This is a genomic window from Gottfriedia sp. NPDC057991 (assembly GCF_042886615.1).
Taxonomy (GTDB): Bacteria; Bacillota; Bacilli; order Bacillales; family Bacillaceae_G; genus Gottfriedia.
The window spans coordinates 258,872-285,772 of the sequence record NZ_JBHVQN010000003.1 but is presented as its reverse complement, the minus strand read 5'-3'; the positions used below and the strand labels follow the sequence as shown (position 1 = coordinate 285,772).

Genomic DNA, 26,901 nt, shown 5'->3' with positions numbered 1-26,901 from the left:
TAACTTGAAAATCACTAGTGATATTGAACAAATTAATCATTTTTTAGTTGAACATAATATTGAAGCAGTCTTTAATGAGGATTTAAAAGCTCATATGACTCTTAAACGATTCATGCAAGGAGACCTTATTTGTTCTCAAGGAGACTCACCAAAAACTTTGTTTATTTTAGTAAAAGGGAAAATCAAAGTTTATACTTCTTCAGCGGAGGGTAAAACATTAATTCTATCATTTAAAACGCCTCTTGAAATAATTGGAGATGTTGAATATGTAAGGGGCTCTAACTATATAAATACGGTTCAAGCCATATCTGCGGTTGAGATGATTGCTGTAGATTATCGCTGGCTAAAAAAATTTGGTAAAGACTATGCACCGTTTCTTCAATTCTTATTAGAAATCATAACGGAAAAGTTTCTTATTAAGTCGAATTCAATGAGCTTTAATTTAATGTATCCAGTAGAAGTTCGACTAGCAAGCTACTTATTATCGGTTTCATACCATGAAGCGAATTCATTACAAAACGATAATTTAAATCCGATCAATCTTAAGGACGCAGCAAATCTAATCGGAACGAGTTATCGACATGTTAATCGAGTTATTCAACAGTTCTGTAAGGATGACCTAGTAGAGCGAAAAAACGGGGGTATCCTTATTAAAGATCAAACCGGTTTGAGTATTCTTGCAAGGAATAATATATACGAATAATAATTTTAGGACTCATACAGAAATTTTTTGGAGGTGCAATTTATGCTTTATGGATTAATATTATCTTTAATAGCAGGATCACTAATTGGTTTACAAAACATATTCAATAGTAAAGTTAATGAACGGGCGGGAATATGGGTAACAACTACATTTGTATTAGGAATGGGCTTTTTAGCTTCTTTCGGAATGGGGCTTTTATTTGAAGGTAAGGAATTATTTGTTTTGCATAATATGAAAAATTGGTATTGGATTAGCGGAATAGTCGGTGTAGGTGTTGTTTTCTGCTTAACGAATAGTACTAAAATTCTTGGACCAACTTATGCGATATCAATTGTTCTCACATCTCAATTATTGTTTGCAATGTTATTTGATTCTATGGGATGGCTAGGTCTTGAGAAAGTTCCGTTTTCTTCTAAGCATCTAATTGGTGTTTTGCTTATTATAAGTGGTATATTAATTTTCAAATTAAGCGGAATAAGTTTGAAACGTATTAAGCTAGTTAAAAATCAATCTAGTAAAATATGAATTAAATAAATAGAGATGGGGAAATGTTATGAAAACATACAAAACATTATTATTAGATGTAGATGATACATTATTAGATTTTGGTGCAGCGGAAAAAGTAGCATTACAATCTCTATTTAAAGATCAAAATTTACTATTAACAGATGAAGTTAAGTCAAGGTACAAAGAAATAAACCATGGACTTTGGAAGGCTTTTGAAGAAGGTAAAATAAGTCGAGACGATGTGGTGAATACCCGTTTTTCAACGTTATTTAATGAGTTTGGTATTGAAGTTGACGGTTTTCTGCTGGAACAGTCTTACCAAAATTATTTAGGACAGGGAAATCAATTAGTTGAAGGTGCATTTGAATTACTTACAAGTCTTCAGCATGAATTCGATTTATATATTGTTACAAATGGCATTTCAAAAACACAATATAAACGCTTGAATGCGGCGCTTATTTATCCTTTCTTTAAAGATATTTTCGTTTCTGAGGATACTGGTTATCAAAAACCGATGAAAGAATATTTTCAATATGTATTTGATCGAATTCCAAATGTTGAATTAGATAAGATATTGATTATTGGAGACTCATTTAGCGCAGATATAATTGGTGGGGCAGGGTCAGGAATTGATACTTGCTGGCTCAATCCAAAAATGATTTCAAATGACTCAGATGTAGTTCCTACTTATGAAATTCAAAAACTTGATGAACTTTACAAGATTTTAAATATTGAACAGAAGGTTTTAGTTACTTCATCTAACTAATGACCTCTTAAAAAGCAAAGTTTTCAATTAGACTGAATCGATGATTACTTTCTATACACACTTAAAGCAAAAAGTTTTATATACTTTTTGCTTTTTTATTTTGATTATTGTTGATATACACATTAGAAATAATTAATAAAAATATAATTGACTTTGACTTGAAATAACCTTATTATCAAGAGGTGATAATGATTATCATTTATATTAAGGGGAAAATCAACGATGAAGCAGGCTCTTATTAAAGTAACTTTAACAGCTTTACTATTATTAGTTTTACCGTTTAAAACCTTTGCTGCAAGCCCTGAAGAGGATTTAACACATGCAAATTCGTTTGTGGAAAGTGCAATCCAATCTGCACAAAATGGAGATTTTAAATCTGCTGAGCAGGAGTATAAAAAATTCAACGACGAGTGGCTTGATAAAGAGGATGGAATAAAAAATAAATCGATTGATGCGTATGGCAAAATCGAGGAAGCTATGGGGATGGTTCAGTATAACCTAGCACAAAAAACAGTGAATCAAAATGCACTCGTTACTGCACTGAAAGAATTAGAAGGGGTAAATGAAAAGTTTATTTCTCATCAGTTCGCTAGTTCAAAATTGGATTCAAAAAGCACTGGTAGTGTTGAAGATTTAATCGAAATACTAAACAAAGCTTTAGCAGATTTAAAAGATAATAATGTATCAGGAGCAACCTCAGAGATTGATCAGTTTAGAAAATCCTGGATCAATATTGAAGGTGTAGTATTAACACAATCTCAAACAGTGTACACTGACGCTGAAAGAGATATGGTTACATCCTATGCAATGCTTACGGCTAAAACGCCAGATGTGAAAGCGGCTACAAAAACAATTACTGATATGCGCGACTATCTATTACCATTAGCGTCCAAAACTAGTTATACAATGGTAGATGCTATTACAATCTTGCTTAGAGAAGGTTTAGAAGCATTACTAGTAGTAGTTGCATTACTAGGATTTATTAAAAAATCTGGACAAGAAAAGAAAAGTAAGTGGATCTGGTTCGGTGTTGGTGCTGGGTTAGGTGTCAGTATCATACTTGGGGTCATCATAAACCTTTTATTCTCAGCAGGTGCTTTTGGAAGTAACAACTTCTTAATCGCAGGTTGGACTGGAGTATTTGCTGCTGTCATGCTTTTATATATGAGTTATTGGTTACATAGCAAATCCAATACAAAGCAATGGCAAGAGTATATTAAAACTAAGAGTGATAAAGCATTAAATACTGGTAGCTTATTATCTTTATCAATTCTTGCATTTTTAGCAGTTTTTCGTGAAGGAACTGAAACCGTATTATTCTTTATTGGAATGGCATCATCAATTAAACTATCAACTTTATTAATAGGAATCGGATTAGGATTTGCAATTTTAGCAATACTGAGCTATTTAATCTTAAAGGTTGGTCTGAAAATTCCAATGAGACCGTTTTTCCTTGTCTCAAGTATTTTAATGTTCTACTTATGTTTTAAGTTTGCAGGTATGGGTATTCATGGTTTACAACTTTCTGGATTACTTCCAGCGACCCAGGCTCCTATTCCTACAATTGATTTCTTTGCGATTTATTCAACTTGGGAGAGCTTTGTACCCCAGATGATTTTGTTGCTAATAGCTTGTATTACTGTTATATATAATAGATTCTCAAATAAAAATAATAAAAAAAGTAGTAAAAATTCGGGGGGAACGAAAAATGTTATCTAATAAAAAACTAGTCGCAGCAATGGCTTTAGGATTATCTTTAACTTTATCTGCATGTGGAACGAAAACAGACGATGCAATTAAAACTGGTTCTGACGATATGATCAAAACGATTTCAGAATTAAAAACACAGGTTTCTAATAATGATGAAGCAAAGGCAAAAGATAGCGGAGAAGCTCTTGAAAAATCATGGGAAAAATTCGAAGACTCGGTAAAAGATAAAGACAAGGCACTTTATGAAAAAGTTGAAACGCCACTTCATATTATTGAAGCAGGAGTAAAAGTATCTCCATTGAATGCAGATACACTTAACCAAGCTGGAGACGAATTAGAAAGTGTATTAAAAGAAGTTAAAGACCTAAAATAATAAAGAACTAATTAATCATTGTTTTCTAAAAAAGCCTACATAGAATTTTCTTTGTGGGTTTTTTCTTGCTTTTTTCCGCTCAATTTTGTAAATGTTCTCTTGCGTAAACCTTTTCATAAAAGCAGGTAGACAATTAACTTGTCTTAACTTAAGATAAAGATATTGATAAGGATTATCATTATTGATTGTTTATATATAATAAGTTTTGATTCGGGGGAATTACTTATGTTACTTTCAGAATTAAAAAAAGGCGAAAAAGCAAAAATAACAGATTTGTCATCACTAGGTGAGGCAGTGAAGAGACGTCTTTTAGATCTAGGGATAAGTGAAGGCTCTATGGTCTGCCTACAATGTACAATGCCGTTCAAGGGACCTTGTATGATTGAAAATTGCGGACAATCACTTGGCATTCGATTTCTAGATGCTTCGGGGATAAAGGTAGAAAGAATATGTTAAATATAGCGCTTATTGGAAATCCAAATACAGGAAAAACTTCTCTATTTAATAATTTAACAGGTACATACCAATATGTAGGTAATTGGAGTGGGGTTACCGTTGAAAAAAAGGTAGGGACTATTAAAAATAAACTTGGAAATCTAATTGATTTACCAGGTATCTATTCTCTGAGCCCTCTTTCAAAAGATGAGGCCGTTGTTTCACATTTTTTTGTAAATGAAACATTTGATGGGATGATTAATATTGTTGACGCTGCCCAACTAGAGAGAAATTTAATGCTCACTCTTCAACTTCTAGAGTTTCATAAATCAATGATTATTGGTCTAAATATGGTTGATGTTGCTAAAAGGAGAGGTATTTCAGTTGATCCTTCTAGTATCTCAAAGATATTACAAGTACCAGTTATTCCAATTGATGCTAGATCTGGTAAGGGAACAAACGAAGTAAATGAATTACTAGAGACAATTCCTCAATCTGAAGTTGAGTTTGAAATTGATTATGGAACAATTATTGAAGACGGTATTAAAAATATTATGACTCAATTACCTTCAACTTTATCTATTCCTAAAAGATGGACTGCAATTCAAATCTTAGAGGGTAATAAAGAGGTAATTGAATTTATAGCTTCATCCTACGATTTTAGTAAAATTGACCAAGTAATTAAAATAACAGAGGAACAATTAAACAGTGAACAAGGTGTATCACCTTCAAAATGGATTTATTCTGTAAGAAAAGAAGTGATTTCAAATTTAATTGGTAGATCGGTAGAGAGAGAATCTAATGAAGCAGTTACACTAACTGATCGCATTGATCGATTTGTTACACACCCAATTTTGGGTATTCCTATTTTCCTAGTGACAATGTTTTTAATGTTTAAGCTTACTTTTGATTGGTTGGGGTTACCCTTATCTGACGCATTAGATGGGTTTTTATCAGGACCTGTGACAGACTGGTTAACAAACGGATTAAATGCAATACATGCATCTGGTTTTATAAAAGCAGTTATTCTTGATGGTATTGTTGCCGGTGTAGGTGGAGTTTTAGTCTTTGTTCCACAAATTTTTATTTTGTTTTTACTAATATCATTCCTTGAAGATTTTGGATATATGTCTCGAGCGGCTTTAGTAATGGATCGTTCAATGGAAATGGTTGGTTTAACCGGGAAAGCATTTATTCCAATGATTATAGGATTTGGTTGTAATGTACCTGGAGTTATGGCAGCTAGAACAATTGAACAGCCTAGAGAGAGACTACTCACAATTTTGTTAACACCATTAATGTCTTGTTCGGCACGTTTACCAGTGTATGCACTATTCGTTGGAGCCTTTTTTGCGAAAAACCAAGCAATAGTTGTATTTTCACTTTATATACTCGGAATAGTAGTTGCACTAATATTAGCTAAGGTTTTTTCATCTACTATATTAAAGGGTGAGTTTTCATTATTTGTCGTAGAACTCCCACCGTACCGTATGCCACAAGGTAAAGCTTTGTTTAGAAGTACATGGGATAAAGGTAAAGGATTTATTCGAAAAGCAGGTACGTTTATTTTTGGTGGTTCTGTCGTAATATGGTTATTATCTTACATGGGACCAAGTGGTTTAGGTGTTTCGATGGATGATAGCTTTTTAGCAATGATTGGGGGCATACTTACACCAATACTTGCACCGTTAGGATTCGGAACATGGCAAGCAGGTGCTTCTTTACTAACAGGATTTTTGGCTAAAGAGGTTGTCGTATCTGCCATGAATATCATCTATCACGTGCCGAATGCGAATTCTTTACAAGGGATATTGTCAACACAATTCTCTGCACTTTCTGCATTTAGCTTTATGGTTTTTGTCTTATTGTATGTACCATGTCTTGCAACTGTTGCGACAATTCGTAAGGAAACAGGTTCAGTGAAATGGACGTATTTCTCAGTTGGATATGCATTAGTTATTGCATATGTATTAGCGCTAATGATCTATCAAGTTGGGAGTCTATTAGGCTACTAAAGAAAGGAGTATTTACTTATGATTGTCAATATTATAATAGGAGCTCTTATTTTTGGATACGCAGGGTGGACACTTTTACGATATATAAAGAAAACTAAAAAAGGTAAATGTGGTTCCTGCTCAATCGCAAAAACTTGTAGTTCAAATTGTGATACAAATTATTCAAAATAGAAATATAGCGTTAACTAGAAAAGATTTAATTTAAAGTAATCTGTCTAAATACTTGAATTAAGTAGAAGGATTAATTAAGATGATAAAGTAATCAACTTAAATAATTGAATAGTACTAGGGGTGCCGTAAATGGTCGGCTGAGATTAAGACACAATAGTCTTTGACCCTTTAACCTGATCTGGATAATGCCAGCGTAGGAAAGTGAACGGTAGAATACATTTTTTGTATTCATAACATTGATTTGTTCGAGCACAGGTCCTTATGGGATTTGTGCTTTTTTGTATTTAAAATCAAGTTTCATCTTCTATCTGTAAGATCAAAGAGTTCTATTCATGAAATAGGGGGAAGAAAATTGAAAAAAGTATTAACGATAGCAGGCTCTGATTCAAGTGGTGGTGCAGGTATTCAAGCGGATTTAAAGACGTTTTCGGCTCATCGTGTTTTTGGAATGAGTGTAATTACAGCAGTAACAGCTCAAAATACGCAAGGAGTGTTTGCAGTACAAGACATGACACCAGAGATTATTGCTAGTCAGTTAGATGCAATTTTTACTGATATTGAAGTAGATGCTGTAAAAATTGGAATGGTATCCAAAATAGAGACGATTAAAGTAATTGCTGAGAAACTAAAGCAATATAAACCAAAGCAAATCGTAGTTGATCCAGTTATGGTTTCAAAAAGCGGATTTGATTTATTAAGTCCGGATGCAAAGGAAGCTTTAATACAAGAATTGATTCCGCTAGCAACTGTAATTACGCCAAATCTTCCTGAAGCAGAAGTTATTACCGGAAGAAAAATTACAACGATTGACGAGATGAAAGAAGCTGCTATTCAAATTCACTCATTAGGTGCTAAGAACGTCCTTGTAAAGGGTGGTCATCTAGAAGGTGAAGCGACCGATATTTGTTTTAATGGTGAGGAGTTTACAAGCTTTAACAGCGTTAGAATTAATACAATTAATACCCACGGTACAGGTTGTACTTTATCTTCAGCGATTACATCTAATTTAGCAAATGAACTTGAATTAAATGAGGCAATTAGAGAGGCGAAAACCTATATAACATTAGCAATTCAACATTCCTTTTCAATCGGAAAAGGGGTAGGTCCTGTCCATCATTTCTACTCATTGTATGAAAAGGCAGGCGTTCAACATGTCTAATCAAAATGCAAAAATGACAAAGTGGAACTTTACAACACTTTGGTTTGGTGCGGCAGTTTCCGTAGCGGAAATTATGACTGGTGCACTGGTAGCACCACTAGGTTTTAAGAAAGGTTTGACGGCCATTTTAGTAGGGCATTTACTTGGAACACTATTACTTATTTTAGGTGGAGTCATTGGTTCTCAACAAAGATTGTCAGCAATGGAATCTACAAAAATTTCATTTGGTAGCTATGGTAGCTATTTGTTTTCGATTTTAAATGTTCTACAGTTACTAGGCTGGACGGCAATTATGATTTTAACAGGAGCTCGCTCAATCAATTTAGTTACAATAAAAGATTATAAATTTGATCACTTATGGGTTTGGTGTTTAGTAATTGGAATATTAATCGCAATCTGGTTGTACTTTGGACAAAATGCTTCAAAAAAACTTAATAGTTTAGCCGTTTGTTTATTATTTGTTCTAACAATTGTACTGTGTTTTGTTATTTTTAAAAGCGATAAAATCTTAACTCAACCAAGCACTACCGGATTATCTTTTGGAGAAGCAGTTGAATTATCAGTCATTATGCCACTATCGTGGATTCCATTAATTAGTGATTATACTCGATTTGCAAAGACAACAAAGGATGGAGCAATTGGTAGTTTTATAGGTTATATGTTTGGTAGCTCTTGGATGTATATTATTGGGCTAGGCGCAGCACTTGCTTTTAATGAAGTAGACCCGGTTGCTGTTTTAATGAGTGCAAATCTAGGATTGTTTGCAGTAGGTATCGTCGTCCTAGCTACTGTTACAACAACATTCATGGATGCATATTCTGCCGGAATATCAGTTACAACCATTTTTCCAAAACTAAATGGAAAACATATAGCCCTTATCGTTACAGCTATAGGAACATTATTAGCCGTTATTTTCCCAATTGAAAAGTATGAAGGATTTTTATATACAATTGGTTCATTTTTTGCACCGCTATATGCAATTTTATTAACGGATTATTTTATTCTAAAAAGAACAAGTATAAATAAATCGTTGAAAATTGATTGGATCGCGTTTATTACATGGGTTTTAGGAGTTTTTATTTATCGTAAGTTTGTACAATTAGACTTCTTCCTTGGGGCTACTGTACCAAGTATGATTTTAATTTGTGTAATCTATATTGTTGTTCAATTTGTTATAAATAAGCTTTTTCCAAAGAAAATAGGGAGAGAAAAAAATGTTAACTATGAATGAAATGAGTCAAATACTTGAAAGCGTGAAAGAGAAAAAGCCTTTAGTTCATCACATTACAAATTATGTAACTGTAAATGACTGTGCAAATATGGTGTTAGCACTAGGTGGATCACCAGTTATGGCAGATGATTTAGCCGAAGTAGAAGAAATGGTATCTTTTGCTTCAGCTCTTGTTATTAATATTGGAACATTAAATGAAAGAACAATTCAATCAATGATTAAAGCTGGTAAAAAAGCTAATCAATTAGGCGTACCAGTTATATTAGATCCTGTTGGTGTAGGAGCAACAACTCTACGTACAGAAACAGCTGCTAGATTATTGAAAGAGGTACGTTTTGCAGTAGTTCGTGGGAATATGTCAGAAATTAAAATGATTGCTGGCTTAAATGTTCAAATTAAAGGTGTTGATTCTGTAGCTGATGAAGAAGACGGTGTTGAAATTGCGAAATCTCTTTCAGCAAAATTAGGCTCAGTAATCGCAATTACAGGTGCGGTAGATATTATTGCAGAACAAGATCGAGTATGTACAATTTCAAATGGAGTTAAAATGCTAGCTGATGTAACTGGAACTGGGTGTATGAGTACATCATTAATTGGAACTTATGCTAGTGCAACGAATAATTATTTCCTAGCAGCTGTTTCCGGTATAACTACAATGGGTCTATGTGGAGAGCTTGCTAAGGCTCGCCTAACTGAAGGACAAGGAATCGGTACATTTAAAGTAAACTTATTTGACGAAGTATCTAAAGCTTCTGTTGATACACTTTTAACAGGAGGAAAAATCGAATGGCTATAACAAAAAGTAAAATAGATTATAAGCTTTATTTAGTAACGGATCGAGATGTATTAGGATCAAGAGATTTAGTTCAATCTGTTGAGGAAGCAATTAAAGGCGGAACAACAATCGTACAAATAAGGGAAAAGAATTGTAGTAGTCTTGATTTCTACAAAATTGCTATGCAAGTTAAAGAAGTAACTTCAAAGTATAATGTTCCATTGATTATTAATGATCGTTTAGATATCGCTTTAGCTATTAATGCAGATGGCTTGCACATCGGACAAGAAGACTTACCTTTAACTGTAGCAAGAAAGATTGTTGGAGAAGATATGATCATTGGTGTATCTGCAACAACATTAGAAGAAGCAATGATTGCGCAGGAACAAGGTGCAGATTATGTAGGAATTGGTTCAGTGTACCCAACGAGTACAAAGCTAGATGCAAAGTATTTAACGCTAGATGAATTACGAAACATACGTGAAGCAATAAAGATTCCAATCGTAGGGATTGGTGGTATTAATGAAGAAAATGTTTCAGAATTAATGGAAACAAATATTGACGGTGTTGCAATTGTTTCTGCGATATTAGGGAAAGAAGATATAAAATCGGCTGCTGAACATTTGAGTGTGCTAGTTAATAAGTAATAAGTTAGTATCTGGGGCATCTATTACATCGTTATTTGATGGATAGGTGCCTTTTTTTGTCTATCTAAAAGTTAAATAAATTGTAAGAAATCATACGTAAACTCCCTCGAATTAATTCAAAGTTTACCGGAATATTTCAAGAAGGTAGCAGCAGATGATCCTTCAGCCTATTTTCAAAAAAGATGTATTTTTTATTAGCATACCGTCGGTCGGTACATAATATAATCTTACAGAGAAACAAACCGACTGTCGGTCTTTAACCTGATGTAGCAAGGTTGTATACGAAAGGAATGGGAGTGCGGCGAAATAGTATTTGTCACCCCTCTAATTTTACTCATCTTATATGTTTCAATCAGTGTCTCGTTTCCACCGAAGTCTTCCTATCAATCATAGAAAATATCCTATTCACTGAACTTTATTTAAGTAAAAAAAGAACATCATTCGTAGTACAAAGGCAGAACCCTCTATTTAAAAAATAAGTCAAAGGGATGATCATATGTCAAAAAAAATGTATGTTATTTTTACATTAGTAATTAACGGTATTTTACCTTGGGTTATTTATATTATGTTATCAGATTACATGAGCAGTATTTTAGCTCTTTCAATTGCAACTCTAATTCCTTTAGTTGATAATGTAGTTCATTTGTGGAAGCATAAAAGGCTCGATGCCTTTGGAGGTTTAATGCTTTTTACATTAATTCTAACCCTTTTGTTAGTTCTCCTTGGTGGCAGTGAAAAGGTTTTGCTTGTAAGAGAATCATTAATTACAGCTTCTGTTGGAATAATCTTTTTAGTATCGCTATTATTTAAACGCCCTTTAATGTTTTACTTAGGAATGCGATTTATCCAAAATAATCGTTTTGCTGAAAACTGGAATATTAAATATTTTCGTTTTGTTATGCGATTAATGACCTTTGTCTGGGGAACTATGTTGTTATCAGAAGCAGTTGTACGAATCATTATGGTTTATGATTTATCAACTGAAAGATATCTACTTTTCTCAAATTATGTCCTTTATGGATTTATAGGTGCTGCAATTTTATGGACTGTTATTTATAGAAGAAAGTCAGCAAAAAAGCTTCAAGAGATTAAATTACAGCTAACAAAGTAATTTAGATAAGGAGAGTAGAAATGGATATTTTTTCGATTCAAAAGAAAGATAAGAAAAGCATTTTGAATCTTTATAAAACCGTGACGAAGCATTTGCGCAGTAACCATAATGAGCAATGGGATTTATTTTACCCGAATGTGTTGGTTATTCGAAGTGATATAACTAATCAAAATATATATGGAATAATAGACGATCATGTCGCAATTGGGGCTGTTGTACTCGATGAATCACAGAGTAAAAAATATGAACAAATAGATTGGGATGACAAAAATGGAACCCCAGTTTGTATACACCGACTTGCAGTACAACCTGATTACCAAGGAAGAGGAATCGGAAAATTACTTTTAGAGTATGCAGAACAATTGGCAATACAAAGGGGTTATACAAGTATTAGATTAGATGTATATTCTACAAATAACGAAGCAGTGGGACTGTATACAAAGTATGGTTATGTTAATAAAGGGACTATTGAGTATCCATTGCGAAAAAATCCCTACTATTGTATGGAAAAACAACTAAATAATAATTAATTTAATAGATTAGTATCATTAAAGGTTTTGCCACAGGAGGTAAACATGAAAGAGAATTCGCAGCTAAATTCAAGCTTTCAATTGATATTATCAGTTACGGAACAGCTCATCGTAGAAAAAGGCTGTAGAAAAACAACGATGCAAGATATTATTGATGGAACAGGACTTTCTAAAGGGGCTATCTATCACTATGTTACTGGAAAAGATGAACTGTTTGGATTGATTTTGAAAGCACGTATCGGGCAAGTCGATGTAAAATTTTTTGAAGTCGTTTCGAGGAAAGAAACAGTAGGAATTAATGACCCACTCAAAGTAATTGCAAGTGGCGTAGCTAAACATTCTACAGAACAAGATGTCACGACTAAAATATTTATTTATCTACTAGGTCGAATGGATAATCAGAAAGTTGAAGAAATCCTAAAGGATGTATATTTGCATAGTCTAGCGACGTCAACAAAATGGATCGAAGTAGGGCAAGAAGAAGGTGTGATTCCTTTAGTAGTTGATGCAGAAAAAATGGCAAATTTATTTCTAACGTTTATGTATGGTTTACGGGTTCAAAATACAGTGAACAAAGGCAGTTCTATAATAAATATGGGGGATGTATTTAAAATTATGTTCCGTTCTTTACAGTAGTAAGTACTATCAGAACTCATATTTTAAATTGAAAAAGGGGCCATTTTTGGCCCTTTTGTTTTCTATTTACTTAACATCATGAAACCATAGGAGTAAATAGATTTTCCTCTCTTTTGCACTTGGTTCATAACCTCTTTTATACCAGTGATTTCTTGTTGGGATTCGTGTTTCCCTGTTAGAAGATTGTAAACATCTATTGTATACTTTTCGCTTTTCGGATTAAATCTAAAATAATAAACATGCTCATCTTGGAAGTAAACTTGCTCGTTATAACCAACTTTAGTTTTATCGGCATCAACAAACGAGAATTTTTTTTGAATTTGTTCTGTTTTTATATTAAATGTATAAACATCACCTAGTCCATCAACAAAATATAGCTCATCCTTGAAGAGGTATGCAGATTGTCTAACATTAAATACGATCGTTTCAATTATGTCGTTCACTCCAGCATAATGCACAAGTGGAAAGATATCTTGTTTTTTTGTTTGTTTATTTACCCTTATTAAAAGGTCTTCTTTATTGTGGTCATCTGCTGTAGCTCCCATAATAAAATAAAAATAATTTTGATCAGCTAACACTTCAGATTCTGCAGCTACTTCACTAGGAGTTTCAATCTTAGCTAGATCCTTAACATCAAATTTATTATCGAGGATTACTTCTTTTAACACAAACTCTTTAGGCTTAGTTTGATCGTTAGCCAAAACATATACATTGTCTCTTACTACACCAGAAGACACAAGGTAATTAGGTATGGAACCTGTTTTAAATCCATTTTCATTTCCATATCGTATATCAGAATCATATCCGCCAGTTTTATTGAATCCTGTATTATAAATGCTAAAGAATAAATCTTTACCTGGTAAATAACCGGAACGTTCTCCCGTATACTGACTTTTCTTTAAATGAAAATCCTTATACTTCCCACCTAAAAGTTGTATTCGATTTTTATCTTCTATAAAGACTTGATTCGCACTTTTAGTGATATTCCCTAACTCTAAACCTTCCATTTTAATACTGTTCGCTTGCCCTTTCTCATCAACGAACATCGCGTAACTCATACCATCATCATTTGAATCTTGATCAGCAGTAGTTGAAAAGTAGATTACAGCTCGTTTATCTTTTAAGAAATCAACATTTGTCATTTCATCTTCTTTTACTGAAACCTTTTCACTTGGGTCCCATGCGTACACATAAAAACCATATCCTCCACTTAAGATGAGTGCCACTATTAGGGTTGATAGTATAATTTTTAGTTTCATAATTCCTCCAATAGGTATTAGTAATAAATGGGAATAGCGAATATGTTAAATATTCGCTATTCCCATACTTACACCTTTTTATCCTATGTATATTATCTTATAATGTTTTAACTTTAGTAGTATCCTTTGCATCACGCACATCTCGCGGATATACTCCAAGTCCTTTATCTACATCAAGGTCTAAACCAGCTTTTTCTTTAAAAGCAGACCAAACTAATTTAGAGCAGTTTTTTGCTCCACTAGAGCTTGTTTGACGGTTTGTCGCAAAATTGTAAGAATAATCTTCTCCTAATTCACCGTATGCCCAGTTAGCTGCTGCATCTCTTTTAGCCTGTGTAGTATTAACTGACTTAATAACAGCACCTGTATCTACCTTTCTAGAACTAGATGAAATCGTACGTACTCCTTTGTCTGGAATAGACTCTACAATTGTAGTAGTTGTATAGTACATTCCAACGTGACCGTGATTTAAGTAAGCTGTTTCTGAATCTGTATAATAGAAGTTTCCTTTAGTGCTTGAACCAATAATAACCGTACCACCAGAACCTCCTAGTGGTTTAATAACATTTGATCGCTCCTTACTAGCTTTTACTTTATCAGCGGATAATTCTTTTTTCATTTGTGCTAGTACATCGTCTACTGACATATGTTGAGTTCTAGCAACCTCTTTTGCATCCTTTAAAATTTGAGCAGTAGTTAAGCCTTTTTCAAATTTAGAAACATCTGTAACTAAAGCATCTGTTTTTGAAAGTTTTATTGTTGCTGCAAATGTCGGATTTTGAACACCTAAAGCGAGAAACGCCCCTATTGATATTCCTAATACATTCTTCATTTTCATTCTATCACCTCATGGATTAATATTTCTTAATTAAGAACAAGTGACCATTCTCAGTAAGAACAGTTTCTATTATATTAGTATTTTTTAATGATACTACCATTTTATTCAAAAAAAGTAATATTTTACCATAAACTATTTGCGTTATTATGTATTAGGAATTGGTTAAAAAGTAGTAGTAAATGAAAGATACTTTTCATTTGTAGTTTAAATTATCCGTTTTTTAATAGATTCGTACCAATTTTTTATTGATTTAAACAGAATTAGAGAAAGTTTGTTAATTTTCCATTTGAAAAGGTCAACTGTTGTGCCATTTTTAGTGTGTAATACCTTATCTGGTATGGGTAACTATTCATTTTAATTGCAGTTATAACGAATTTAATTGTAGTTTTGATCATTTTAATTGCGGTTTTGATGTTTTTAATTGCAGAGATCGTTATTTTAATTGCAGATTTGCCATTTTTATTTGCAGTTCTCCTTTTATTTGCACTGATGAACTTCTTATTTGCAGCTCTCTGAGACTTATTTGCACCGATAGACTGCTTATTTGCACCCCTCTGAGACATATTTGCACTCCACCATCCAACAGTAGTTCAGACTACATCTCCACCCTCCTTCTAGTTTTCCTAACCTTTCCTCTTTTGTCTCAATTTGTCGAACATAGATTAAAGGGAAATGGTAGAAAATATCGAATATTATCAATTGTAGGACTAAAATATTTATTTCTTATACACGAAATATGGGACTCCACTGCTATTTGCTGCAGTTGGAGACATTCTTACGTTTTTTTAAACGTACCTAAATATTAAAAGGAGAGTGACTAACACATGGATTTTTTATTATCTAAAGAACAGCAAATGATTCAAGAAATGGTACGAGATTTCGCAGCGAAGGAAATTGAGCCTTTTGCAGAGGAACTTGATCGTGATAGCAAATTTCCGATTGAAACGTTCAAAAAAATGGGTGAATTAGGTTTATTAGGAATTCCGTTCCCTGAAGAATACGGCGGTAGCGGTGGCGATACTATTAGTTATGCGTTAGCTGTAGAAGAAATAGGGCGTGCATGTGGAGGAACAGGTTTAAGCTTTGCTGCAACATGTTCATTAGGTGCTTCTCCAATTTACTATTTTGGTACAGAGGAACAAAAGCAAAAATACTTAGTTCCAATGGCGCAAGGAAAAACACTTGGAGCTTTCGGTTTAACAGAGCCAAATGCGGGTTCTGATGCTGGTGGAACACAAACAAAAGCAGTTTTAGAAGGTGATGAATATGTGATTACTGGTGAAAAATGCTGGATCACAAATGCTCAGTATTCTAACACAATTATCGTAACTGCTTATACTTCTATTGATGAAAAAGGAAAGAAAAATATTTGTGCGTTTATCGTACCGACTGACTCAGAGGGATTAACAATTACAGATCCTTATGACAAGATGGGTGTTCGCGCTTCAAATACGACTCAAATCGTTTTAGACGGAGTACGTGTTCCAAAAGAAAATATTCTTGGCAATCCTGATAAAGGTTTTGGCCAATTCTTATATACATTAGATGGTGGTAGAATTTCAATTGCAGCACTTGCTGTAGGTATTGCACAAAAGGCATTTGATAAAGCATTAGTATATGCAAAAGAACGTAAACAATTTAAACAACCTTTATCTAGTTTCCAAGCTATTCAATTTAAATTAGCTGATATGGCTATGGGTATTGAGTTAGCAAGGAATATGGTGCATAAAGCTGCATGGTTAAAAGACAATGGAAAACCGTTTGCGAAAGAAGCGGCATTCGCTAAGTTATACGCATCTGAAATCGCTTCCAAAATTGCGAATGAATCATTACAAATTCATGGTGGATATGGCTATATGAAAGAGTATGGCATCGAACGTTTAGTCCGTGATGCTAAGTTACTTGAAATTGGTGAAGGTACATCAGAAATTCAACGTATGGTAATTGCACGTCAATTAGGATGCCGATAAGGAGAGAGAATATGATCAAAATACTTATTGCAAACCGCGGGGAAATCGCATGTAGAATTATCGAAACATGTAAAAAGCTTCGTTATCAAACTGTAGCAGTTTATTCAGATGCTGATAAGGAAAGTTTGCATGTTAAGTTAAGTGATGAAGCATTTTCTTTAAAAGGCAATCATACAAAAGATACGTATTTAAACGCAGATTTAATTATAAAAATTGCAAAAGAAAATAATGTAACAGCAATTCATCCTGGTTATGGCTTCTTATCAGAAAATAGTGATTTTGCTAGAAAATGTAAAGAAGCAGGTATTTTATTTGTTGGTCCTAAACCAGAGCATTTAGAGATGATGGGCGAAAAAATTAGAGCTAGACAAATAATGGAGCAATTAAACATTCCATTAATTAAAGGAAACTCTCACCCAATTCAATCAGTTGGAGAAGCGAGAGAAATAGCAGAGCAAATTGGTTATCCTGTTATGTTAAAAGCTTCTAGTGGTGGCGGCGGAATCGGTATGAAGTTAATCGAAAACGAAGCACAACTAGAAAAAGAATTTTTAACAACACAAACAAGAGCACTTCAATTTTTTGCGAATGATGATGTATTTATTGAAAAAGCGATTATTAAACCGAGGCATATTGAAGCACAAATCGCTGCTGATTCTCATGGCAACGCAGTTTTCTTATTTGAAAGAGATTGTTCAATTCAAAGAAGAAACCAAAAAGTTGTTGAGGAAGCACCATCACCATTCCTTTCTCCACAAGGTAGAAAGAAACTTGAAGAATATGCCTTAACGATTGCTAATCAAATGAAATATGTAAACGTGGGAACAATTGAATTTTTAGTTGATGAAAAAGAAAATATTTATTTCTTAGAAATGAATACTAGATTACAAGTTGAGCATGGTGTAACGGAAGGAATTACAGGAATTGATCTAGTTGAATGGCAGTTCCGTATCACATTTGGTGAAACACTTCCAATTCGTCCAACTCATGTAGAAATGAATGGTCACTCTATCGAAGTAAGGGTATATGCTGAAGATCCTAAAACTTTCTTCCCATCGCCAGGAACAGTTCAACACTGTAACTTCCCAGAGGAGATTGGTGTACGTATTGACACACATCTCTATGAAGGATGGGTTGTATCACCGTTTTATGATCCACTATTAGCGAAAGTGATTGTTACGGCTAATACAAGAATAGAAGCAGTAATTCAACTTCACAATTATCTTAAAAAGGTAGAAATTGAAGGTATTAAAACAAATCTGCCATTTTTGATTGATATTCTTTCAACGAGTGCATTCCAAGAAGGCGACTATACAACAAGTTTTATTAGTGAATATCAAAAAGTGAAATGAGGTAATTAGTAATGGAAAATTTAACTGCAATGATGGCTGGAAGCGTATGGAAATGTCTTGTATCTGTTGGTGACGAAATTAGTAGTGATCAAGATTATGTAATCTTAGAATCTATGAAAATGGAAATTCCACACACTGCTCCATATAAATGTAAAGTCGTAAATGTATTCGTTAACGAAGGCGACTTTGTAAACGAAGGCGACTCTTTAATTCAAGTTGAAAAACTAGGTTAGGAGCTATTAGTGATGAAGCTACCTCAATCGGCTTTTATAAGAGAAGTAGGTCCACGTGATGGTTTGCAAAATGAAAAACAGTTTGTTTCCACTGAAAAGAAGCTTGAGTGGATTAATTTATTAGTAGAGAGTGGTTTGTCTTATATTGAGGTTTCTTCGTTTGTAAGACCAGACTGGATTCCTCAATTAAGTGACTCGGTAGATCTATTTACGAAGCTTAAGAAAAAAGATGGGGTTACTTATGCAGCTCTTGTTCCTAATAAAAAAGGGTTAATGAGTGCATTTGAAGTAGATGCAGATGAAATTAATTTCTTTGTATCTGCTAGCGAAACACATAATTTAAAAAACAAGAACGCGAGTATTGAGCATTCAATGAACGATATTCGCTCAATGATTACAGAATGTAAAAATAATAAAAAGACTACTAGAGCATATATTTCAACTGTATTTGGTTGCCCATATGAGGGTGCTGTAGACCAAATGAAGGTCATCAAACTTGCAAACCAATTACTTGAATGTGGAGTAGATGAAATTTCCTTAGGCGACACAATTGGAATTGCTAATCCTCTTCAGGTAAATCAATTTTTAGAAAATCTAGTTAAAGAAGTACCAGTTAATCGAATTGCTATGCATTTCCATGATACTTATGGTCGTGCTGTTGCAAACTTATATACTTCTTTACTATTTGGTATTGAAAAATTTGATTCATCAAATGGTGGACTAGGTGGTTGTCCATATGCACCAGGAGCTAGTGGGAATGTAGCTACGGAAGATGTTGTTTCATTACTTCATAATTTAGGTATTACAACTAATGTAGATGAAAAGAAACTTCAACAGGCTACTTCATATATCTCTGAACAAATGAACTTAAAACCAGTTAGTAAGCTATTTTCCGTATGGAATGGTTCAAAGGAGAGTATTTAAATGGAATCAAGTTTATTAGTAAGTGATATCGGTCATATTAGAATTCTTACATTAAATCGTACAAATGCAGCTAATTCATTATCACGTGAGTTACTAGATGCTCTTCATGGCCAAATGGATGAGTTAAAAAAATCATCTGTACGTGCTGTCATATTTACTGGTAGTGGATCATCTTATTTCTGTAGTGGTGCTGATTTAAAAGAAAGAAGAGGCATGACTGAGAGTGAGGCTCGAGAAACTGTTGAAAAAATCGGGACGCTTTTTGAGAAAGTAGAAAGATTACCTATGCCAACAATAGCAGCAATCAATGGAGTTGCCCTAGGTGGAGGACTGGAACTTGCTTTAGCTTGTGATTTAAGAATTGCTCATAAAGAAGCAATCGTTGGTTTACCAGAAACATCTTTAGCGATTATTCCAGGTGCTGGTGGTACACAAAGGCTTCCACGTTTAATTGGACTTGGAAGAGCGAAGGAACTAATCTTTACTGGTAAACGTTTAAATGCACTTGAGGCTGAAGGCTACGGCATTCTAGAACATGTTGTTGAAATAGATGAATTACAAAATAAGGCGCTTGAAATATGCGAAACAATCGCAAGTAAAGGTCCTCTAGCAATCCGTGCAGCAAAAAAGGCGATTCAACGCGGTTTCGATCTTCCTTTAGATTTAGGACTAAGATTAGAAACTTATGAATATGAAACTTTACTGCATACAAACGACCGTATGGAAGGTTTAGTAGCATTTCAAGAAAAGCGTAAGCCGCAATATAAAGGAGAGTAATTGCATGTCAAACGAAGCAACATATCAAGCTCGAAAAGAACAAATACTTTCTGGTGGGAAAGAAAAATATCATGAGAGTAATGCCAAAATTGGTAAGCTCTTTGCAAGAGAAAGAATTAATCAACTTTTAGATAATGACAGTTTTGTAGAAGATGGTTTCTTTGCGAACTGTATGAATGACGAATTTCCAGCAGATGGGATCGTAACAGGAATCGGTAAAATTAATGGCCGTACTGTATGTGTAATGGCGAATGATTCTACTGTAAAAGCAGGATCATGGGGCGAAAAAACAGTAGAAAAGATTATCCGCATTCAAGAAACATGTTTAAAAATGCTTGTACCTCTAATTTATTTAGTGGACTCTGCAGGAGCACGTATTACGGATCAAGTATTTATGTTCCCAGGTAGACGTGGTGCTGGGCGTATATTCCATAACCAAATTAAGCTATCAGGTCAAGTACCTCAAATCTGCTTATTATTTGGACCTTCTGCTGCAGGTGGAGCTTATATTCCTGCTTTCTGTGATTCTGTATTTATGGTTGAAGGTAATTCTTCAATGTACTTAGGATCACCTCGTATGGCTGAAATGGTAATTGGTGAAAAAGTTACACTCGATGAAATGGGTGGAGCTAGAATGCACTGTTCAGTTTCAGGCTGCGGAGATGTATTGTGTGAGTCAGAAGAAGAAGCGATTGCTAAGTTAAAAGATTATTTATCTTACTTACCAGCTAATTTCAAGCAAGGGGCTCCAGTTGTTGAGGCGAAAAATCCTGTACAAAAGGAGAAGTCTTTAGCAGAAATTATTCCAAGCAATCAAAACGTACCATTTTCTATTTATGAATTTATTGACCGAGTAGTTGATGAAGATTCATTCTTTGAAATTAAAAAGCTATTTGCACCTGAACTAGTGACTGGTTTTGCTAGATTAGATGGACGTAGCGTAGGAATTATCGCTAACCAACCGAGAGTTAAAGGTGGCGTATTATTCCACGATTCAGCTGATAAAGCAGCTAAATTTATTAATTTATGTGATGCTTACCATATTCCTTTATTATTCTTAATGGATGTACCTGGCTTCATGATTGGTACTAAAGTAGAGCGTGCAGGAATTATCCGCCATGGTGCAAAAATGCTTTATAGCATGAGTAATGCTTCTGTTCCAAAAATCTCAGTTATCGTTCGTAAAGCTTACGGTGCTGGACTTTACGCAATGGCAGGCCCAGCATTTGAAACAGACTGTGTAATTGCATTCCCATCTGCTCAAATCGCTGTAATGGGTCCTGAAGCTGCTGTAAACGCAGTATATGCAAATAAAATTGCAAGCTTACCAAAAGAAGAACAAGCTGACTTTATCCAAGAAAAACGTAAAGAGTATGCTGAAGACATCGATATTTACCGTTTAGCATCTGAGCTAGTAGTAGATGTAGTCATTCAACCAGAAGAACTACGTACAGAGCTAATTAAACGTTTTGCATATTACTCAGAATCATATGAAACTCCTGCTACGAAAAAGCATGGTGTTTATCCTGTATAAAAGATGATGAAACAGCCCTAGAAATAGGGCTGTTTTTTTTGTATCGATGTAGTATGAAATGATTAATTAGGATTAGTTAGAGGACATACTTCAAAAAGATCTATATGAAAATTCAGGTGGTCATATGTAGCTCTTAGTGGAAGAATTTACAATTTAAACAAACGTTTGATTAACCATCAAATATTGATTTAAACATATTCTCCTAAAATTTTAGATTTAGAGGTAATTTATGTTTTATTAAGAAATTATAATAGTAATAGAAGTAGTTTTATATACTGCTATTAAAAGGGGGGATTACATGAGTAAATTAGATCAGAAGCTAAAAGAATGGCACAAGCATAACTTACTAGATGAAGAATCATTAAATCGAATAGTTGAGTATGAAAGGCACCGGGCTAAGGCTGAAAAGCAATCATTTTTAGGAGATATTGTCCCATTTTTAATAGCCTTACTAGTAGCATTTTCAATTTTAGCGCTTGTGGGCAGTAACTGGAACGACTTTAGCCAAACCATGAGATTAGTCATTATTTTTATAACATTATTAGTTTTCCATGCAGTTGCTTTTATAAGCTATCAAAAGGGTAAAGAATTGTTTGGACATTGTTTAAACTTTATTAATGTAATTGGGTACGCATGTGCGTTTGTTTTAATTGTACAAATGTATCAATTTACTAGTGACAGTCCAGTATTTTTGATCACTTGGACAATGCTCGCGTTCCTTTACTATTATGTGTTAAAGCATAACATGTTTTATTATCTTTTCTTAGGAATCGGATTTTTTAGTTTGAGCTATAGTGCTGGATTAGAAACAGCACATGTTTATCTTCTCCAAATTCCATTGTTACTTTGCTCCATTTATTTCTTGAAAATAATGAAGAACAGGTGGAATGCAAGCTTTAATTACACATTTCTAGGCTATATTGTAATCATGTTTTTCCAAACATTTTCAGATCGCCAATATATGACTCCAATTATTCTAGTAGTGTTTATTCTTTGGTATTTAAATGAACGTGGTATTATACATTATGTTCTTTTACCTGTATTTACTATATTTATATGGTTATTTACATTTTTCACTTCATTATTTGGAGGATCATATGATGTAATTCACGAGTTACAAAAGGAATTTTCACATGGATTTTTAAAACCGATTGCAGTACCACTGTTTGATACAATCATTCTATTAATCCTCTTACTAGCAATCTATACTGTGTACAAGAAGTGGAAGGACAATATACTGTTTAATAATTATCTTTGGATTTTCTTATTTATATTCGTATTACCAATATTAGGAATAAAAGATCAATTAGCTAATATGATCGTAGGCGTATTAATATTATTTGCTTATTCATGTATACGTTTATTTAAAGGTGTATCAGGCCAGGAAAAAGGAAGCATTATTATTGGTTTTATAACATTTGCCTCACTCGTAATCGGAATTTATACAGGATTTGCCATTTCATTTATAAGTAAATCAATAGTGTTTATTATCCTTGCAGTAGTATTATATTTTGTCTATACCCAATCGAAAAAAGCAAGAGGTGATGAACATGCAAAATAAGAAGAAATTACTTTTGCTTTCAATCATTCAATTTGTACTATTGCTAGCTTTACTTGGAAACATAATGTACTTTAAGCAATCAGCTGATACGTTTAAAATAAAATCAGAAAGTTTGGATCCAGTAGAACCTTTATTAGGACATTATGCAGCACTATCTTATGATTTTGACTCAATATCAAGGGATAATTGGAAAGGTAAAACGGAACTTAAAGAAGGAAAAACAGCTTATATTGTTTTTCGAAAAGGAGATAACAATCTTTATCTATTTGATTATGCAACTGACCAACGTCCAAAACATTCAAAATTCATTAAAGCAACAGTAGAATACGTATATTGGGGCAGCGGAGAAGACGAGGACGTGGATGAGATTAACTTCAAACACAACCTGAGTCGCTTTTATATTCCTGAAAGTCAAATGGACAAATACAATCGTGGTGGAAATGAATACATCGTTACCATCCAACAAAAAGGAGATCGATCAGTCGTTAAAGCTGTTGATGTACAATGAAGTAACCACTCTATTGAGTGGTTATTTTTTTTAGTAACTTGAATGAGTTTACAGTACAACGAAATGGAATTTGATTTTTAGACATATTTAATTAATGAAATCACCTTTATAAAATGGGGATATATGGTATTATTTAGTGTATAAAATGACGGAGATTTTAAAAGATGAATAAACTTATAAAAATAATATTATTACTATTACTCTGTTTCTATTTAATGATTCTTACTGAAAGAATTCTATTTAAATATTTACCAGTATCACAATTTATTAGCCATTTGGAATTTAATTTCACTAGAGATCATTGGTGGAAATCAAATAACTTTATTCCATTCAAAACGATTATTTTTTATTTGTTTTTGGCTGATATTAATTTTGATATTAGAATTAGTAATTTGGCAGGCAATATTATCGGGTTTATGCCATTTGGCTTCTTGTTGCCCTTACTAGTTAAGAAGTATGATCGTTTGAAATCAATCTTAAAAGCGACTTTCATTTTAAGTATAACTTATGAAATACTTCAGTTATTAATATTTGAGCTAGGAAGCTTTGATGTTGATGATTTGATATTAAATACACTTGGCGGTGGATTAGGTTATTTAGTTTTGAAAATAATAAAATTGATTTTTAATTTGAAGAATAAACAAAGGGTTAATACTTCTAAAATGTATTGAAGAATTCTATTTCTAAACTCCCTTTCAACAATATAAAAAGAGCTCACATCATAAGAATGAGCTCTTTTTGTATTACGCTGAAATTTCATCACGTTTTAATAAATTAGCTTTTGCTAAACGTTTTCCAATAATAACACCTAATGCAGATGCTACATAGGCTTTAACTAATCCAAGAATAATGAAAGGATAAAAACCGAAAGCCATTGCATCGTGCCAGCTTAGAGAAGCTGCAATTTTTAACCAGACAGTACCAAAAATTAATGTAACAAACATTCCGATTGTGTTTGCAATCATTGCATTTAAAACTGTGAACTTAGTTTTTTCAATATAGTAAGCGATGATGAAAATAGTTGGAATAAATCCAATTAAATAACCGCCGGTTGAACCGACTAGTACGCCAAACCCCGCAGCACCACCTGCGAAAACCGGAATTCCGATTGCTCCAAGTGCTAAATAAAGAAGTAACGAGATTGTTCCGTATTTTTTACCTAAAATCGTAGCTGCTAAGCCAATTGCTAATGTTTGTCCTGTGATTGGAACAGGAGAAAAGGGTAAAGGAATAGATATTTGAGATAGTATACCAATAATTGCTGCAAATAAAGCTGAATTAATAAGCATTTTTAATCTTTCTTGTTGCATTACTATATCTCCCTCTCTGTATGTTAACTTATTTTATTTGTTAGTTAACATATTATAAATTAATTATATTTTATATAAGAGGATTGTCAATATGTATAAATTTAAAGGTAAAATTTATTAAGAATAGAAAAAAATTAATGATGAAGAGGTGAAAACGTGACAAGAGCATATGTCTTGATAAAAAATTATGATCCTAATTGGGAACTACAATTTGAAGAAGAAAAGGGGGGAATTCTATCCGCCATACCCCAAAATTAATTCAAATTGAACATATTGGAAGTACTTCAATTAAAGGATTAGGAGCAAAACCAATAATTGATATTATGATTGGGGTAACTAAATTAGAAGATTTTAAAGAGCTAATTCAACCGTTAAGCACAATTGATTTTGAATATGTCCCGAAGCCGGAACTTACAGATAGAAGGTTTTTTAGAAAGGGTTTATGGGGACAAGGTACGTGTCATTTACATATTTGCGAACATACAAGTATAGAATGGATTGAAAAATTATTATTTAGAGATTACTTGAGAGAGAATCCTAAAATTGCTGAAGATTATTTGAATCTAAAAAAGAGTCTCGCTAAGGAATATCAATATGATCGTCAAACTTATACAAAGAAAAAAGAACCATTTATTAGAGAAGTTATTAAGTGTGCTCGGAATGGAATATTTTAATATAATGTTTTTTTGTTCGTTCTCTGTGAGCATGAGATAAATATAAAAAAGTAAATATAACTTTTTAAATATGTTAATTGTTAAATAATTGTTTAGATTGTACAGAGCGAAAGGATAAATGTGTTGTTTTTATATAAATTAGGATACGAATTCTTGAATTAGTTTATGGGGTTAAATGGTGCATTTTGAACAGTTTTTTCTAAAGATAATGATTTAAAATTATATCCGGATAATAAAAACTTCTGAAAAAATAAATATTAAAAAGTGTTGACATTTACGGGAAATAGGAATAAAGTATGTATTAATTGAATCGCGAAAAGCAAAGATAGGAATTAAAGTAGTGGAGTTTTCCCTGTAACAGAGAGCTGGTGGTTGCTGCAAACCAGTACATAGAACACATGAATTACGATCCTAGAGCATCTTCTTCGAAACGAATAGTGAGGGGAAGACGGTGAAGAGCCGTTATGAAATGAAGATATTAGTATCGTTTTTTTACTAATAATTTAGGGTGGTACCGCGAATATTTCGTCCCTACTGTGCAAACAGTAGGGACTTTTTTATTTTTAGAATATAATTTAATTAAATAATAATAAGCAATGAATGGAACTAAAGTAGTGAAGTTTTCCCTGTAACAGAGAGCTGATGGTTGGTGCAAATCAGTACATAAAACGACATGAATTACAATCCACGAGCATCTTCTTCGAAACAAATTGTGAGGGGAAGACGGTGAAGAGCCGTTATGAAATGAAGATATTAGTAAGTTTTAGTAAACCAGCTAATAACTAGGGTGGTACCGCGAATTTAAAGTTCGTCCCTACTGTGCAAACAGTAGGGATTTTTTTATGTTCAAAAATCTTGGATTCATGTATAGATGTAACGGAATAAGCTACTAGTGTGAGAAGAACTTAGGTGAAATACAAGCTTGTCTTGTTTTGAGTTGTCTAGTTCCAGGCGTTAGCCCCTCGAGGTCAAAAGCCAAAGTCCAATAAAGGTAAAAACCAACCTTTACCGGCCTTTGTCTTTTGCTTGTCGGGGCTGAGCAAACGCCTTCCACATTTCGTGTTGTCTAGTTCCAGGCGTTAGCCCCTCGAGGTCATAAGCCAAAGTCCAATAAAGGTAAAAACCAACCTTTACCGGCCTTTGTCTTTTGCTTGTCGGGGCTTTAGCAAACGCCTTCCACATTTCGTGTTTG

General features: G+C 33.5%; 30 protein-coding genes, 1 riboswitch and 2 other annotated features. Of the genes, 25 read left to right on the top strand and 5 right to left on the bottom strand.

All coding sequences use genetic code 11. The features are described 5' to 3' along the window. The first annotated feature begins 4 nt into the window (after positions 1 to 4). The 15 genes from ACFVR2_RS12875 to ACFVR2_RS12805 all read left to right on the top strand — a co-directional run bounded on the left by ACFVR2_RS12875 (position 5) and on the right by ACFVR2_RS12805 (position 12,769). Positions 5 to 703, top strand: coding sequence for a Crp/Fnr family transcriptional regulator (locus ACFVR2_RS12875; protein WP_387362231.1), 699 nt, complete (start codon positions 5 to 7; stop codon positions 701 to 703). A gap of 42 nt (positions 704 to 745) precedes the next feature. Then, a complete protein-coding gene (locus ACFVR2_RS12870) occupies positions 746 to 1,228 on the top strand; it encodes a DMT family transporter (protein ID WP_387362229.1) in 483 nt (160 codons plus the stop codon). 28 nt (positions 1,229 to 1,256) lie between these two features. Then, complete coding sequence (locus ACFVR2_RS12865) at positions 1,257 to 1,976, top strand: YjjG family noncanonical pyrimidine nucleotidase (RefSeq protein ID WP_387362227.1); 720 nt, start codon at positions 1,257 to 1,259, stop codon at positions 1,974 to 1,976. Between the two features lie 222 nt (positions 1,977 to 2,198). Further along, a complete protein-coding gene (locus tag ACFVR2_RS12860; protein WP_387362225.1) occupies positions 2,199 to 3,695 on the top strand; it encodes an FTR1 family iron permease in 1,497 nt (498 codons plus the stop codon). Then, the gene (locus tag ACFVR2_RS12855) at positions 3,685 to 4,059 is read left to right on the top strand and encodes a hypothetical protein (protein WP_387362223.1); all 375 of its coding nucleotides are present in this window, start codon (positions 3,685 to 3,687) and stop codon (positions 4,057 to 4,059) included. The genes ACFVR2_RS12860 and ACFVR2_RS12855 overlap by 11 nt, the downstream gene beginning before the upstream one ends. 225 nt (positions 4,060 to 4,284) lie before the next feature. Next, positions 4,285 to 4,515 carry a FeoA family protein gene (locus ACFVR2_RS12850; protein ID WP_387362221.1) on the top strand — a complete coding sequence of 77 codons (231 nt, stop codon included), beginning with the start codon at positions 4,285 to 4,287 and terminating at the stop codon, positions 4,513 to 4,515. Next, positions 4,509 to 6,509, top strand: coding sequence for a ferrous iron transport protein B (gene feoB / locus ACFVR2_RS12845; RefSeq protein ID WP_387362219.1), 2,001 nt, complete (start codon positions 4,509 to 4,511; stop codon positions 6,507 to 6,509). Before ACFVR2_RS12850 ends, feoB begins: the two co-directional genes overlap by 7 nt. Positions 6,510 to 6,527: 18 nt before the next feature. Next, positions 6,528 to 6,680, top strand: coding sequence for a FeoB-associated Cys-rich membrane protein (locus ACFVR2_RS12840; RefSeq protein ID WP_025568315.1), 153 nt, complete (start codon positions 6,528 to 6,530; stop codon positions 6,678 to 6,680). A gap of 106 nt (positions 6,681 to 6,786) precedes the next feature. Further along, positions 6,787 to 6,897, top strand: a riboswitch (TPP riboswitch). A gap of 135 nt (positions 6,898 to 7,032) precedes the next feature. After that, positions 7,033 to 7,839, top strand: coding sequence for a bifunctional hydroxymethylpyrimidine kinase/phosphomethylpyrimidine kinase (gene thiD, locus ACFVR2_RS12835; protein WP_387362216.1), 807 nt, complete (start codon positions 7,033 to 7,035; stop codon positions 7,837 to 7,839). Next, positions 7,832 to 9,070, top strand: coding sequence for a putative hydroxymethylpyrimidine transporter CytX (gene cytX, locus ACFVR2_RS12830; protein WP_387362214.1), 1,239 nt, complete (start codon positions 7,832 to 7,834; stop codon positions 9,068 to 9,070). The genes thiD and cytX overlap by 8 nt, the downstream gene beginning before the upstream one ends. After that, complete coding sequence (gene thiM / locus ACFVR2_RS12825; protein ID WP_387362212.1) at positions 9,054 to 9,866, top strand: hydroxyethylthiazole kinase; 813 nt, start codon at positions 9,054 to 9,056, stop codon at positions 9,864 to 9,866. Before cytX ends, thiM begins: the two co-directional genes overlap by 17 nt. Continuing rightward, a complete protein-coding gene (gene thiE, locus ACFVR2_RS12820) occupies positions 9,857 to 10,492 on the top strand; it encodes a thiamine phosphate synthase (RefSeq protein WP_387362210.1) in 636 nt (211 codons plus the stop codon). The genes thiM and thiE overlap by 10 nt, the downstream gene beginning before the upstream one ends. Before the next feature lie 496 nt (positions 10,493 to 10,988). Beyond that, the gene (locus ACFVR2_RS12815) at positions 10,989 to 11,603 is read left to right on the top strand and encodes a VC0807 family protein (protein WP_387362208.1); all 615 of its coding nucleotides are present in this window, start codon (positions 10,989 to 10,991) and stop codon (positions 11,601 to 11,603) included. Positions 11,604 to 11,623: 20 nt separating this feature from the next. Next, complete coding sequence (locus ACFVR2_RS12810; protein WP_387362206.1) at positions 11,624 to 12,133, top strand: GNAT family N-acetyltransferase; 510 nt, start codon at positions 11,624 to 11,626, stop codon at positions 12,131 to 12,133. 45 nt (positions 12,134 to 12,178) lie between these two features. After that, positions 12,179 to 12,769: a TetR/AcrR family transcriptional regulator gene (locus ACFVR2_RS12805; RefSeq protein ID WP_387362204.1), complete on the top strand. Its 591-nt coding sequence runs from the start codon at positions 12,179 to 12,181 to the stop codon at positions 12,767 to 12,769. A 62-nt stretch (positions 12,770 to 12,831) separates the two neighbouring features. Here the strand turns inward: ACFVR2_RS12805 and ACFVR2_RS12800 are convergent, their stop codons facing one another. From ACFVR2_RS12800 to ACFVR2_RS12790, 3 genes are all read right to left on the bottom strand, one after another. After that, positions 12,832 to 14,028, bottom strand: coding sequence for a hypothetical protein (locus ACFVR2_RS12800; protein WP_387362202.1), 1,197 nt, complete (start codon positions 14,026 to 14,028; stop codon positions 12,832 to 12,834). 97 nt (positions 14,029 to 14,125) lie between these two features. Then, entirely contained in the window at positions 14,126 to 14,866 is a 741-nt protein-coding gene (locus ACFVR2_RS12795; RefSeq protein WP_387362200.1) for a YiiX/YebB-like N1pC/P60 family cysteine hydrolase, read from the bottom strand. A gap of 260 nt (positions 14,867 to 15,126) precedes the next feature. Next, positions 15,127 to 15,429, bottom strand: a complete 303-nt coding sequence (locus ACFVR2_RS12790; RefSeq protein ID WP_387362198.1) for a hypothetical protein — start codon at positions 15,427 to 15,429, stop codon at positions 15,127 to 15,129. Between the two features lie 261 nt (positions 15,430 to 15,690). Between ACFVR2_RS12790 and ACFVR2_RS12785 the strand changes: the two genes are divergently transcribed. The 9 genes from ACFVR2_RS12785 to ACFVR2_RS12745 all read left to right on the top strand — a co-directional run bounded on the left by ACFVR2_RS12785 (position 15,691) and on the right by ACFVR2_RS12745 (position 24,396). Beyond that, positions 15,691 to 16,836 (top strand): acyl-CoA dehydrogenase family protein, encoded by a 1,146-nt coding sequence (locus tag ACFVR2_RS12785; RefSeq protein WP_387362196.1) that lies wholly within the window; start codon positions 15,691 to 15,693, stop codon positions 16,834 to 16,836. A gap of 11 nt (positions 16,837 to 16,847) precedes the next feature. Continuing rightward, complete coding sequence (locus tag ACFVR2_RS12780; protein WP_387362194.1) at positions 16,848 to 18,188, top strand: acetyl-CoA carboxylase biotin carboxylase subunit; 1,341 nt, start codon at positions 16,848 to 16,850, stop codon at positions 18,186 to 18,188. A gap of 11 nt (positions 18,189 to 18,199) precedes the next feature. Beyond that, positions 18,200 to 18,421: an acetyl-CoA carboxylase biotin carboxyl carrier protein subunit gene (locus ACFVR2_RS12775; protein WP_056469678.1), complete on the top strand. Its 222-nt coding sequence runs from the start codon at positions 18,200 to 18,202 to the stop codon at positions 18,419 to 18,421. Positions 18,422 to 18,433: 12 nt separating this feature from the next. After that, positions 18,434 to 19,345 carry a hydroxymethylglutaryl-CoA lyase gene (locus tag ACFVR2_RS12770; RefSeq protein WP_387362192.1) on the top strand — a complete coding sequence of 304 codons (912 nt, stop codon included), beginning with the start codon at positions 18,434 to 18,436 and terminating at the stop codon, positions 19,343 to 19,345. Next, complete coding sequence (locus tag ACFVR2_RS12765) at positions 19,346 to 20,122, top strand: enoyl-CoA hydratase-related protein (protein WP_387362190.1); 777 nt, start codon at positions 19,346 to 19,348, stop codon at positions 20,120 to 20,122. A gap of 4 nt (positions 20,123 to 20,126) precedes the next feature. Beyond that, complete coding sequence (locus ACFVR2_RS12760) at positions 20,127 to 21,656, top strand: acyl-CoA carboxylase subunit beta (protein WP_387362188.1); 1,530 nt, start codon at positions 20,127 to 20,129, stop codon at positions 21,654 to 21,656. A 298-nt stretch (positions 21,657 to 21,954) separates the two neighbouring features. Continuing rightward, positions 21,955 to 23,217 carry a DUF2157 domain-containing protein gene (locus tag ACFVR2_RS12755; RefSeq protein WP_387362186.1) on the top strand — a complete coding sequence of 421 codons (1,263 nt, stop codon included), beginning with the start codon at positions 21,955 to 21,957 and terminating at the stop codon, positions 23,215 to 23,217. Further along, entirely contained in the window at positions 23,207 to 23,725 is a 519-nt protein-coding gene (locus tag ACFVR2_RS12750) for a GDYXXLXY domain-containing protein (protein ID WP_387362184.1), read from the top strand. The genes ACFVR2_RS12755 and ACFVR2_RS12750 overlap by 11 nt, the downstream gene beginning before the upstream one ends. A gap of 164 nt (positions 23,726 to 23,889) precedes the next feature. Continuing rightward, entirely contained in the window at positions 23,890 to 24,396 is a 507-nt protein-coding gene (locus ACFVR2_RS12745) for a VanZ family protein (RefSeq protein ID WP_387362182.1), read from the top strand. Between the two features lie 72 nt (positions 24,397 to 24,468). Here the strand turns inward: ACFVR2_RS12745 and ACFVR2_RS12740 are convergent, their stop codons facing one another. Further along, positions 24,469 to 25,035 (bottom strand): biotin transporter BioY, encoded by a 567-nt coding sequence (locus ACFVR2_RS12740; protein ID WP_387362180.1) that lies wholly within the window; start codon positions 25,033 to 25,035, stop codon positions 24,469 to 24,471. Between the two features lie 236 nt (positions 25,036 to 25,271). Between ACFVR2_RS12740 and ACFVR2_RS12735 the strand changes: the two genes are divergently transcribed. Then, positions 25,272 to 25,709 (top strand): GrpB family protein, encoded by a 438-nt coding sequence (locus ACFVR2_RS12735; protein WP_387362794.1) that lies wholly within the window; start codon positions 25,272 to 25,274, stop codon positions 25,707 to 25,709. Positions 25,710 to 26,022: 313 nt separating this feature from the next. After that, positions 26,023 to 26,245, top strand: a binding site (T-box leader). A gap of 51 nt (positions 26,246 to 26,296) precedes the next feature. Beyond that, positions 26,297 to 26,528: a binding site (T-box leader), on the top strand. A 186-nt stretch (positions 26,529 to 26,714) separates the two neighbouring features. Here ACFVR2_RS12735 and ACFVR2_RS12730 read toward each other — a convergent pair. Further along, positions 26,715 to 26,901: hypothetical protein (locus ACFVR2_RS12730; protein ID WP_387362178.1), on the bottom strand; the 187-nt coding region annotated here is incomplete at its 5' end.